This window comes from Anaerostipes sp. CAG:276 (assembly GCF_000432215.1).
Lineage (GTDB): Bacteria > Bacillota > Clostridia > Lachnospirales > Lachnospiraceae > Anaerostipes > Anaerostipes caccae.
In genome coordinates this window covers 96,662-107,330 of sequence record NZ_FR889207.1, presented here as the reverse complement: position 1 = coordinate 107,330, position 10,669 = coordinate 96,662, and the positions used below count along the sequence as shown (strand labels likewise).

The following is a 10,669-nucleotide window of genomic DNA, read 5'->3' as shown; positions in this document are numbered from 1 at the left end:
CTGCCGGTCATCAATCTCGGCTCCGGCATATCTACAATGGTCGCACAGAATCACGGAGCAGGAAAAAGAGAGCAGATTTCTAAAATCGTCTGCGCCGGAACTGTGATGATGATTGGTGTTTCCTTATTATTGACATGGCTTGTACTGGGAACCGGGGAATATTTGATTTCCATGTTTGGAATCAGTCCGGAATCGGCTGAGATCGGAAAAAATTTCTTCCAAAGAATTGCGGCGTTTTATGTAGTATACGGCATCGCCATGTCCATCCGGGGTTATATAGAAGGAATTGGAGACGTTCTCTTCTCCAGTGTATCAGGGATTGCCGCACTGCTCTCCCGTATTGTATTTTCCTATGCTTTTGCCGGACTATGCGGAAACATGATCATTGCCTATGCGGAGGCAGGCTCATGGGGAGTCCTGTTCTTCCTGTATCTGATACGCGCCCTTTGGAGAAAGAAAACGGGCATTACGCCACAAAAGGCATCTTCTGAAAATTAAATTCTGATAAAAGCTGAAAGGCTTCCCGAAACCTCGGGAAGCCTTTCAAATCTGTCTATATTATAAAATCATTCCCGCCTTTTAAAGCGGCACGGTCCAAAATATCCTGTATCGTCACACTGCCCAGATAATCCCTCACAACTTTATCCAGCCCTTCCCAGATAAAAATGGTCGGACAGTCATAATAGCGTTCGCACTGATTGGTCTCATCGTCCAGACACGCCACCGGGGCAATACTGCCTTCTGTTATTTCCAGAACGTCTTCGATCGTATATTCCGAAGGTTTTTTAGAAAGCTGATACCCTCCCCTCGGGCCTCTCAGACTTTTCAAATATCCGCACACACTCAGCTGCCTTACGATCTGCTCCAGATATTTTATGGAAATCCCCTGTCTCTTTGACACATCCTTCAGTGAAATCCATTCTCCCGTATTGTGCTGCGCCAGATCATATAATAAGCGTACCGCATATCTGCCTTTGGTTGAAATTTTCAAGGGCTCCCTCCTCATTCCTACTTTTTCACTATGTTATATGACTATTGTAAAGAATCCGTCTCTTTCTGTCAAACTCCTTTCCGTCAAATATAGAAATTAAGCTTTTTTAAGCAATAAAAAAACAGCTGAAATCAAAAAATTCAGCTGTTTTTATCACTCTGCCGGCAATGGGACTCGAACCCATACGCCCGTAAGGACAACAGATTTTGAGTCTGTCTCGTCTGCCAATTCCGACACGCCGGCTTGTCTTGACGACCTTGAATATAATATCATCTCTGTCATGGAATGTCAACAAGAAAACCCAAGTTTTTCATCTCTCCCCTTATTCTCCGCCGATCATATTTTCCAGTGAATTCCCCGGAGATACCATCGGAAGGACATTCTGTTCTCTGCCTATGATAAACTCAATAACCGTGGGGACATTTTTTCTCTCTTTGGCTTTCAGGAGAGCGCTTCTGATGTCTTTCACTTCCCGGACCCGGATACCCTCTGCCCCGTAACTTCGTGCCAAACGGACAAAGTCAGGGATATAACCGGACGGACATTGTGCAGACGGACCTTTGCATTCTTTCATACAGCTTTCCCTGCGGCAGGTACATGTGGCAGAATAACGCCTCTCATAAAACATCTCCTGCCATTGGCGGACATTGCCCAGATAACCGTTGTTTAAGATGCAGATAATAATAGGGAGTTCATAAAGCACTGCCGTGGCAAGTTCCTGAATATTCATCTGAAATCCGCCGTCTCCGCATATGGCTATGACATCTTTCCGGGGATCTCCTAATTTAGCGCCTATGGCAGCAGGAAAACCATATCCCATTGTTCCCATGCCTCCGGAAGTAAGCATTTTTTTCTTCTCCGACAGCTGTAAAAACTGTGACGCCCACATCTGATTTTGCCCTACATCCGTTGTAATCACGGCACTGTCAAACAAGTCATTGATCTGTTCTGTCACGTCCCGTGCGCTGATTTCCTCAGATGTGCTTTTCTTTACAGTGACCGGATGCCGCTGTTTCCACAGGTTCAGACGGCTGACCCACTCCCCGGCCCCAGACGGTTTTGCTCTTTTAAGAAGAATCCGGATCAGTTTCCCGGCATCCGAAGCAACCGATATATCTGCCGGTACATTCCGCGAAATTACATCCGGCTCTATGTCTGCATGGATAAGGACTGCCTTATCCGCAAAACTGTCCGTGTTTCCAGTGATACGGTCATTAAACCGGGTTCCGACGGCAAACAGGACATCACACTCGCTGACAGCCATGTTTGCCGCAAAGCTCCCGTGAATACCCAGATTTCCTATATACAGCGGATGATCTGAGGGAAGAACCCCTTTCCCCATGATGGTCGTGACAACCGGTATCCCGGTCTTCTCTGCCAGCCTGGTCATTTCTTTTTCCGCTCCTGCAGTATGTACACCCCCTCCAATCAAAAACAGAGGCTTTCGGGCTGTCCTTAACGCTTCCAGACAACGGTCTGTGACTTCCTCCGGCACAGGCACTTCAGCTTTATCGTCTGTGCACAGCGGATAAAAATCAGAACCCAGTTCCTGCTGAATATCCTTCGGCAGATCGACGACCGCCGCGCCGGGCCTTCCTGACCGGGCTGCCTGAAAGGCGCTGCGGACCGCTTCCCCCAGTTCCCTTCTGTCACGTACAGTCACTGCATATTTACAAATACTTTTCATGATCTGAACTGTGTTTACTTCCTGGAAAGATTCTCGCCCGATCAGCCCTGAAGAAACCTGGCCCGTAAAACAAACGAGAGGAACACTGTCTATATTTGCAGTGGCAATGCCGGTCACAAGATTGGTCGTTCCCGGTCCGCTTGTCACAAGACAGACTCCTGTTTTTCCCGAGGCCCTGGCATATCCGTCTGCCGCATGCACTAATCCCTGTTCATGGCGCGGCGTAATGATTCTGATCTCCTTCTCATTATAAAGCTCGTTAAATAAATCAATCGCCTGACCTCCCGGATACGCAAACAACGTATCTGTATTTTCCGCCTTCAATGCTTTCACAACCAGCTGTGCTCCTGTAATCTCCATATCATATTCCTCCATTGAATCTTAAAGCAAGTATTCACTTGCATATCAGTTATATTTATACGGCACCGCCAAAAGACAATGCCGTCTCCTTTACTCAGCCGTAATTCCATACAGGAATGCGGCAACTGTTTTTTTAATAAAGTCTTCTCTCTCAACCTCCGAAAGTTTTTGTTCGAACGACGCATTTAAAAATGTATAACCAAACGTGCTGGAAAAAAACGTCATAGCCAAAACCTTAAAATCTGCCTTGGGAATCCTGCCTTTCTGTGCCATCTGTTCAAAGTAAGAAATCAGCGATGAGAGGAACGTCTGGGGGACTTTCATAATAAATGGTGCTGTTTCCTCATAAATCTGCGGAGCCCGCAGACCGATGGAGAGTCTCACAAAGTCAGGAGTAATCCTCTTCATATACTCTCTCATATACATTTCCAGATCATGCCGCAGTTCCCACCGGACATCCTGAAATACATCCGGCGTAAAATCCGCCCGCCACTTTTCCTGCTCAATACCGCTCATAACGATACTTTTCTTATTCTGAAACTTCCGAAACAGAGTACATTCATTCACCCCTGCGGAATTGGCGATGTCTTTTGTAGTCGTTGCCATGTATCCTTTATCCCTTACCAGAGACATCGCAGCATCTATAATTTTTTGACCGGTCTCATCCATATGTATCATCCCTCTCTGCAATGCAAGTATTTACTTTCATTTTAGAGTTTCACACAGAAAAAGTCAAGTCCCTCAAAAATTGAGGGACTTGGGGAGTTGAAGCGGGCTTGCCCGCCTGGTTTTATTTGGATTTTAATTCTGTAAGTAATTCTTCAATATTGTCAAGACAAGCCCCGCAGATGCTTCCTGCGCCGGTTGCGTCTTTGACTGCGTCCACTGTTGTGGCACCGTCTTCATAGGCATCCATTATTTCTCCCACGGTCACATCGACACATGGACAGATAATATCGTCACGGTCCATTCCTTCCACCTCCATAAATAAGATAGGAATATTATGGACATAAACTTCGCGGAATATACACTATTTATTCTGAACTTTCTCAAGCAGTCCTTTTTTCCTCAGTCTTTCGTTGGCTGCGTTCCTTAAAAGTGCATAAATAACGGAACAGGCCGGGATACTGATAAACATTCCGGCTACTCCGGCCAGATTGCCGCCGACGGTCACCGCAACTAATACCCAGATAGCAGGAAGACCTACGGAATTCCCCACCACATGTGGATAAATAAGATTTCCCTCGATTTGCTGCACAACGACAAACATAATAACAAAAATAACCATCTTAAACGGACTTACCATAAAAATCAAAATCGCCCCCAAAGTGCTTCCGATGAATCCTCCCAAAATAGGAATCAGTGAAGTCACGCCGATAAACATGGCGATCAGCATGGCATACGGCAGGCGGAGAATATTCATGCTGATAAAAATGATCGTGCCCAGAATCACGGCTTCCGTACACTGGCCGGACAAAAAGCTTGAGAATGCCTGATTGCACATATTTCCAATGTATACGATACGGTCCGCATAGGATTCTTTCAGATAAGAGTATAAAAGTTTCTTCGTCTGAAGTACCAGTTTCTCCTTTTTCAGCAGTGCATTAACTGCAAAAACCGTGCCGAGCAAAAACGTCACTACTGTCTGAACTGCCGAACTGATGACAGATACCGTAGAGCCCAGAATATTGCTGGCGCTGGTCTGGAAGAATCCCATCAGTTCTGTACTGATCTTATTCCAATCCAAATCGATCTTCATAAGATTCTGTTTAGTGAGCAGAGGATTGTCGGAAACATTCTGTAAGAAATCTTTGATTTCGTTCACAAATCCGGGGATGCTGGATGCCAGGCTGTAAAGCGTATTGGCAAGCTCCGGAAGAATGAGAAAACTGATCAGCGCCAGGACGCCAATAATACATAAAATGGCCAGAATCAGGCTCAGTGCCCGCTTTCCTTTTTTCACCTTCGAAAACAGTTTCGTTTCAAAAAATCTCATCGGCACATTAATAATAAACGCCATACAACCCCCGATAATAAACGGGAAGATTACTGAGACTAAATAGGAGAATGCCTTCAATATGTAGCTTATATTGCTGACACCCAAATAAAGAAGTACTCCAAACGCCACAAGACCAAAGAAACCCTGCGTGTTTTTATTATAAAATTTCATATGATACAGCTCCTTTTAAAAGATATTAAATAATTATACCGAAAATAAAAACAGATATCCAGACATATTTAAAAAGATTCGGTTTCTTGTTGTGCTTCTAACTTTTTCCATGGTAAAATAAAGATGTACAAAATGCGAAATGGAGAATATATGCCAATGAACATTTACACTTTTAATAATAATCGGAACTCATCCGAAGATCATATAAAAACATTAAAAGACATCGCCTCAGAGCACCACTATAACATTCATATATTTAAATATACAAATAAAGACGAATTAGTATTTGATCTGTCATCTCACCCGGAACGGGCGGATATTATTTTCCTGAGAATATCCAAAAGCAAGGACGATGAGATTACAGGTCTCGAAGCAGCGAAAAGTCTCCGCAAGCTTTGCTGTCATGCCCTGCTCATTTTTATCTCTGCCAATAAACAGCTGGCTGCAAATACTTTCCCGACGTTTCCTTTTTACTTTTTCTATCTCAAATATCTGACTCTGGAACAGTTTGAACCAGTATATTTAAAAGCGCTCTCACTGGCTGAAAAGAGGCGGAACAACCTGTTTCAGTGCGGCAGCGGCGCGGATGAACATTACATACCTCTGAGTGATATTTACTACTTTGAAATCTTTCAGAGAATTACAACTGTATACCACAGCAACACCAGCTTTTCATTCTATATGTCCATGTCCAGGCTGGAAAAAGAATTAACACCGAAAGGATTTCTGCGCATTCACAGGTCTTTCCTTATAAATATGCGCCATATTGACCAGATTACTGACCGCACGGTACGGCTGACGAATGGATTTACTCTGCCCATAGGAACCACATATTTAAGTCAGGTACGAAAAATGTTGTCACAGCTTAAAATCTACACCCTATAAGAATTAAGAAGGTGATATTATGTTTTCAATCTGCTTTTGTGATGATACTCCTGCGACACTGCAAAAATACATAGAACTTTTTGAGCTGATCGCCGAGAGACATCAGATCCCTGTCAGTATCCGGGCATTTTCTTCGGGCAGGGAGCTTCTTGCTTACATGGAGAACCCAAACCACTTTTTTGATCTTTATTTTGTTGAAGCCGGACTGAAAGACATTAGCGGGATTGACACGGTTCTCCATATTCACGAGCATGATCCGTTGGGACTTGTGATTTTTCTCGGAGTCCGCACGGAATGTGCCAGTGACTGTTTTGCCGCTTACCCTTTCAATTACATCATCAAGTCAAAGCTGAACTTTATCAGGGGTGAATCTGTTTTTCTCAACGCCTACTCGGTCTTCAAGCAGAAAAAGAAGCCGTATATCGTCTGTAAAAACCGGACCACGTTCCAGTGCATTCAGCTTTCCGATATTTCTCATTTTGAGACTCTCGGGCGGCTCGTAGTTGTACATTTTAAAGACCAGAGTTTTGAATTCTATTCTAAACTCAATATTATAGAACAGTCTGTGAAAAACAAAGGTTTTATCCGTGTCCACCGTTCTTACATCGTAAACCTCTCCTATATTTCAGATGCGGACAGAGAAAATATCTTCCTGACAGGCCACGAAACTCCCGTTCCAATCGGCCATGTTTATCTGGATCATGTGCGCAGGGAGACTTATCCGTTTTTTTCTGTCAATTCTTCCAGTTTGTCTGTCAAATAGAACAAGGACTTTTGCACATTGTTAAAATAAGAGTGCAAAAGTCCTTGTTTTGTTATTTGTTCTTTCTATTTTTATGTAACAATAAAGTTAGTATTCCTCCGCCTGCCGCCAGCATCACAAAGGCCATGGAGAAGTCTGCAGTGTCACCGGTTTTAGCAGTGGATTCTTTGCTGCTTCCGCTTTCTGTGATCACTTCTCCATTTTTATTATTTTCCAGTATTTCCTCTCCTTCCTACGAATAATCTCCTGTTTCTTTTTTCTTGATTTTATTGTTCTCCTTCTGTGCAGTACCATTTACTTCTCCAGCATCTTTCTTCCAGGCCGCTTTTAAAGAGATATCTGCGTGAACCGGCGTCTCAAAATCCCATTTTTGTTCTTTTCCATTCTCATCCTTATAGTACCAGCCTTCAAATATATAACTTTTTCGTTTCGGCTCTTTCGGTTCTACTGCACATTTACCGCCCGGAACAGTCTGAGTTTTCGGGGTAAAATCTCCTCCGTTTGGGTTAAAACTCACCTTATGTTCACCTGTTTAGGTAACCACAACGCTTACTTCTTTCCCTCCCGAAATAAAAAATGTCAAATCGAATGTTCCGGTTCTTCCTTTTTGTTTTGCAGCGTTTAGTTTGTTCATCTCTTCATTTTTAATATTAAGTTCTGCATCACTCCTTGTTTCATCTTTTCCTTTTGCTTCACAAAGTTTAATCAGATCTTCCTTGGTAAAAGCAGTACCCCCAGTTTTATGAACCGCATTGTTGGCAGCGATGGAGGCATCAAATTTTCCGGGTTCCGGGTTCTTAGCTCCATCTGTCCCATGATCTCTTAGATGAACTGTAATAGTAATTTCTGTTCCCTTTGCAGTTTGAAAAGTCAATGAAAAATTTCCGGTTTCCCCGGCTGTTTTTGCTTTATTTAATGATGTTAGCTGATCCGGGTCTGAGAAAACGATTTCTTCTGCTGTCAGCTCTTTCCCGCTTTCGTCAAATACCTTGACTCTGGACAACTCTTTCAGCTGACTTTCCGTAAATCCTTCTCCTCCTGTTTTACTGATGATATCCATTCCTTTCATACTCTCGGCTTGATCCGGAGCCTCCGAAGTCTCATCATATTTAACTAAAGATACCTTGACCGTCACTGCACTCCCATCGTTAGCGAAATAGGTCAGATCAAATACGCCGGACTTTCCAGAAGTCTTCACTTGATTAATTTTCCGGAATTGCTCCAGATCTACTGTAAAATCATCCGGTAATATCGTATTTCCTTCTGTGTCTTTTCCTTTCACTTCCCCATATTTTTTTAGCTGTTCTTCGGTAAAAGGATCTCCGCCTGTATCTTTCTCAAAATCATTGGCTCCAATAGTTGATATTGAATTTTCTGAACCTATCTCAGATGTATCTGTTCCATGGTTTCTTAAAAATACGGTCACCGTTACTTCTGTACCACTTAGTGTTTGAAACGTTAATGGAAAATTTCCAATTTCCCCGGTGGTTTTTGCTTTATTTATAGCTGTCAGCTGATCCTGATCTGAAAAAAGAATATCTACTGCCGGCACTTCTTGTCCATTTTCATCAAATGCCTTTACTCTGGACAACTCTCTAAGCTGTTTCTCCGTAAATCCTTTTCCTCCGGTTTTGGAAATGATATTCATTCCTTTGATCGTTTCTCCAGTGTCTGTATCTTCCGTAATTTCATCATATCCGACCAGAGAAACTTTGACTGTCACTTGTTTTCCATCTTTGGATGTATAAGACAGATCAAATATGCCTGTCTTTCCAGAGGTTTTTGCTTCATTAATTTTTTGAAACTGATCCAAATCTACTGTAAAATCGTCGAGTGAAATCGTATTCCCCTCTTTATCTTTTCCTTTTACTTCCCCTAATTTTTTCAGCTGTTCTTCTGTAAAAGGATCCCCTCCTGTATTGGTTTCAAAGTCATTAGCTCCAATGGTTGGAATTGAATTATTGGGTTCAAATTCTGCGGAATCTGTTCCATTACCTCTTAGAAAGATGGTCACCGTAACCTTTGTTCCATTTGGTGTTCTAAACGTCAATGGAAAATTTCCAATTTTCCCAGAAGTTTTTGCCTGATTAATATTCTGTATTTGTCTGGCATCTGTAAAAGTCAGTTCTCCTTCAATGAAGCTTGTTCCGTTCTCACGCTTTCCATTGACCTTGGCAAGCTCCTTCAGCTGGCTTTCACTAAAGCCAGCTCCGCCAGTTTTACTGATAATATTATTAGCTCCAATCTGTTCTTTTGTGTCATTCGCAATGGTATTTTCATCTCTGAATGGACCGAAATATATTTTCGTATAAAACTTTTCTACAGAAATTGGAGAAGCTGAAGGAAAAGGCATATGTTTTGTAAAATTATAATCTGTTTCTGAGGTACCATCCTGTATGTACCCTTGAAAACCGGTATCCGGACTGGCTATGACATTTGTTATAGTTCCTTGTGGTTTATTGTCCGGAGGCGTTCCGCAGCCTATGCCCGGCATATTGGTGCTCTTATCACCCAACGCTGTAACAACAGTATCTCCTCCGCTGATAACAACATTAGACACATTAACATTTGCACCATATGTGCCATCTTCAGCTCCGGTATGTCCCCCGGATCCTATTCCCGCTGCATTGGTTCCTCCACTGGCATAAACATTCCCTCCTGTAATATATATACCATCTGTCGGAGTCCAGGATCCGCTCCCGATCCCTGCACAGCTGACACCTCCGCTTGCTGTCACGATTCCTCCAGAAATCCGGATATTTTTTGTATACCCTTTTCCGACACACCAACTGGCACACGCACTTCCAATAGCACAATTATGTTCTCCTGCCTGTGCTGCAATAATTTTGTAATATATAGGCAGACGAAAAGAGACTGCCGGCTCAGCCAACAGTCTCTTCAACTTATCTTTTGTTATGCCCAAGATGCCGTTCCCCGCAATTTTGACTCCTAGCCACAGCTAGGTGGGTTTCCTCATCCTGCCTTCTACCTTCCACCGTATTGTGGCTTGGTATCCAGCCGGATATTCGGAATCCCGTTCAAATAGTTGTAGGTTCAAAATAGCAGGCGTTATCGAACACCCCAGGCCGTTTATTCCGTTTCTTTACAAGTTATTATACATGAAGTATGTGAGAGTTTCAAGAAGTACATACATGAAATTCTAGCCAATCGCCACAGGACCTGTTTTCTCAAAAGGAGAAATGCGGTCATAACCGCTGATGTCCTCTTTTAAATCTCTTTTCAAATAGCGAAATGTCTCCTTTTCTCCCTTTTCAGCATACATCGTTAAAAGCATCATCAGATAATCCTTAGATGCCTCGTGCATAATAGATGCTCCGATCCCATTATTAAAATACTCCAGCGGACTCTCCTTTGTGAAATCATTTTTCTTGTAGATTTTTCCGGCACTAATTCTGTCCACTAACATCTCCGCCATATATTTTTTGGGAATTTTCATGCCAACCAGACCCTTGGCGTCAGGATTCAGGCTGTAATCGATCCAATACTCAAAATGATGCCTGTTCCTTCCTTTATGGTGCAGCCATGCCCTGGATATCCCGTATTTCCTTCGTTCGATGTTGTTAGGGCTTTGATTTCCCTGGTAGTATTTCGCCCCCGGAATAAATTCCGTCGGAGAATACTTTGACATATCGTGCATGATACCCTGGCAGTAAAGTCCCACCTTAAAACAGCCTTTGGCCACAAGGATTTTATGTTTTGTAATTGTCTTAAAGTGTCCTAAAATATGCATAATCAAACTCCCAGCACAGCAATCCCGATACATCCCGACAGCACGATCAGAAAAATCGGATG

At 43.0% G+C, this 10,669-nt stretch carries 11 protein-coding genes, 1 tRNA gene and 1 other RNA gene; 3 read left to right on the top strand and 10 right to left on the bottom strand.

From position 1 onward, the window contains the following. On the top strand, positions 1–498 hold a 498-nt coding region (locus QVP35_RS15810; protein WP_288187981.1), incomplete at its 5' end, for an MATE family efflux transporter. Between the two features lie 55 nt (positions 499–553). Here the strand turns inward: QVP35_RS15810 and QVP35_RS15805 are convergent. The 6 genes from QVP35_RS15805 to QVP35_RS15780 all read right to left on the bottom strand — a co-directional run bounded on the left by QVP35_RS15805 (position 554) and on the right by QVP35_RS15780 (position 5,208). Next, entirely contained in the window at positions 554–991 is a 438-nt protein-coding gene (locus QVP35_RS15805; protein WP_009289884.1) for an RrF2 family transcriptional regulator, read from the bottom strand. A gap of 159 nt (positions 992–1,150) precedes the next feature. Further along, positions 1,151–1,234 (bottom strand) — tRNA-Leu (locus tag QVP35_RS15800). A 79-nt stretch (positions 1,235–1,313) separates the two neighbouring features. Continuing rightward, positions 1,314–3,038, bottom strand: coding sequence for a biosynthetic-type acetolactate synthase large subunit (gene ilvB / locus QVP35_RS15795; RefSeq protein WP_022261403.1), 1,725 nt, complete (start codon positions 3,036–3,038; stop codon positions 1,314–1,316). A gap of 90 nt (positions 3,039–3,128) precedes the next feature. Next, complete coding sequence (locus tag QVP35_RS15790) at positions 3,129–3,707, bottom strand: TetR/AcrR family transcriptional regulator (RefSeq protein WP_009289886.1); 579 nt, start codon at positions 3,705–3,707, stop codon at positions 3,129–3,131. 121 nt (positions 3,708–3,828) lie between these two features. Further along, positions 3,829–4,008, bottom strand: coding sequence for a (2Fe-2S)-binding protein (locus tag QVP35_RS15785; RefSeq protein ID WP_009289887.1), 180 nt, complete (start codon positions 4,006–4,008; stop codon positions 3,829–3,831). A gap of 60 nt (positions 4,009–4,068) precedes the next feature. Continuing rightward, a complete protein-coding gene (locus QVP35_RS15780) occupies positions 4,069–5,208 on the bottom strand; it encodes an AI-2E family transporter (RefSeq protein ID WP_006567309.1) in 1,140 nt (379 codons plus the stop codon). A 156-nt stretch (positions 5,209–5,364) separates the two neighbouring features. On the opposite strand from QVP35_RS15780, the gene QVP35_RS15775 reads away from it, so the two are divergent. Together QVP35_RS15775 and QVP35_RS15770 are read left to right on the top strand one after the other, a co-directional pair. After that, positions 5,365–6,093: a LytR/AlgR family response regulator transcription factor gene (locus QVP35_RS15775; RefSeq protein WP_009289888.1), complete on the top strand. Its 729-nt coding sequence runs from the start codon at positions 5,365–5,367 to the stop codon at positions 6,091–6,093. A 19-nt stretch (positions 6,094–6,112) separates the two neighbouring features. Continuing rightward, positions 6,113–6,856, top strand: coding sequence for a LytR/AlgR family response regulator transcription factor (locus QVP35_RS15770; protein WP_009289889.1), 744 nt, complete (start codon positions 6,113–6,115; stop codon positions 6,854–6,856). 232 nt (positions 6,857–7,088) lie between these two features. Here QVP35_RS15770 and QVP35_RS15765 read toward each other — a convergent pair whose 3' ends face one another. From QVP35_RS15765 to QVP35_RS15750, 4 genes are all read right to left on the bottom strand, one after another. Then, positions 7,089–7,373 (bottom strand): InlB B-repeat-containing protein, encoded by a 285-nt coding sequence (locus QVP35_RS15765; RefSeq protein ID WP_009289890.1) that lies wholly within the window; start codon positions 7,371–7,373, stop codon positions 7,089–7,091. 15 nt (positions 7,374–7,388) lie between these two features. Next, positions 7,389–9,746, bottom strand: a complete 2,358-nt coding sequence (locus tag QVP35_RS15760) for a hypothetical protein (RefSeq protein WP_225103803.1) — start codon at positions 9,744–9,746, stop codon at positions 7,389–7,391. Between the two features lie 22 nt (positions 9,747–9,768). Continuing rightward, positions 9,769–9,947, bottom strand: a non-coding RNA gene (ssrS, locus tag QVP35_RS15755) — 6S RNA. Between the two features lie 69 nt (positions 9,948–10,016). Next, positions 10,017–10,607: a DUF5662 family protein gene (locus QVP35_RS15750; protein ID WP_006567314.1), complete on the bottom strand. Its 591-nt coding sequence runs from the start codon at positions 10,605–10,607 to the stop codon at positions 10,017–10,019. Between the last annotated feature and the right edge of the window lie 62 nt (positions 10,608–10,669).

Coding starts and splice junctions, on each gene's coding strand:
- ilvB (WP_022261403.1), bottom strand. CDS start 3,038: ATGGAGATTACAGGAGCACAGCTGGTTGTGAAAGCATTGAAGGCGGAA.
- QVP35_RS15790 (WP_009289886.1), bottom strand. CDS start 3,707: ATGGATGAGACCGGTCAAAAAATTATAGATGCTGCGATGTCTCTGGTA.
- QVP35_RS15785 (WP_009289887.1), bottom strand. CDS start 4,008: ATGGACCGTGACGATATTATCTGTCCATGTGTCGATGTGACCGTGGGA.
- QVP35_RS15780 (WP_006567309.1), bottom strand. CDS start 5,208: ATGAAATTTTATAATAAAAACACGCAGGGTTTCTTTGGTCTTGTGGCG.
- QVP35_RS15775 (WP_009289888.1), top strand. CDS start 5,365: ATGAACATTTACACTTTTAATAATAATCGGAACTCATCCGAAGATCAT.
- QVP35_RS15770 (WP_009289889.1), top strand. CDS start 6,113: ATGTTTTCAATCTGCTTTTGTGATGATACTCCTGCGACACTGCAAAAA.
- QVP35_RS15750 (WP_006567314.1), bottom strand. CDS start 10,607: ATGCATATTTTAGGACACTTTAAGACAATTACAAAACATAAAATCCTT.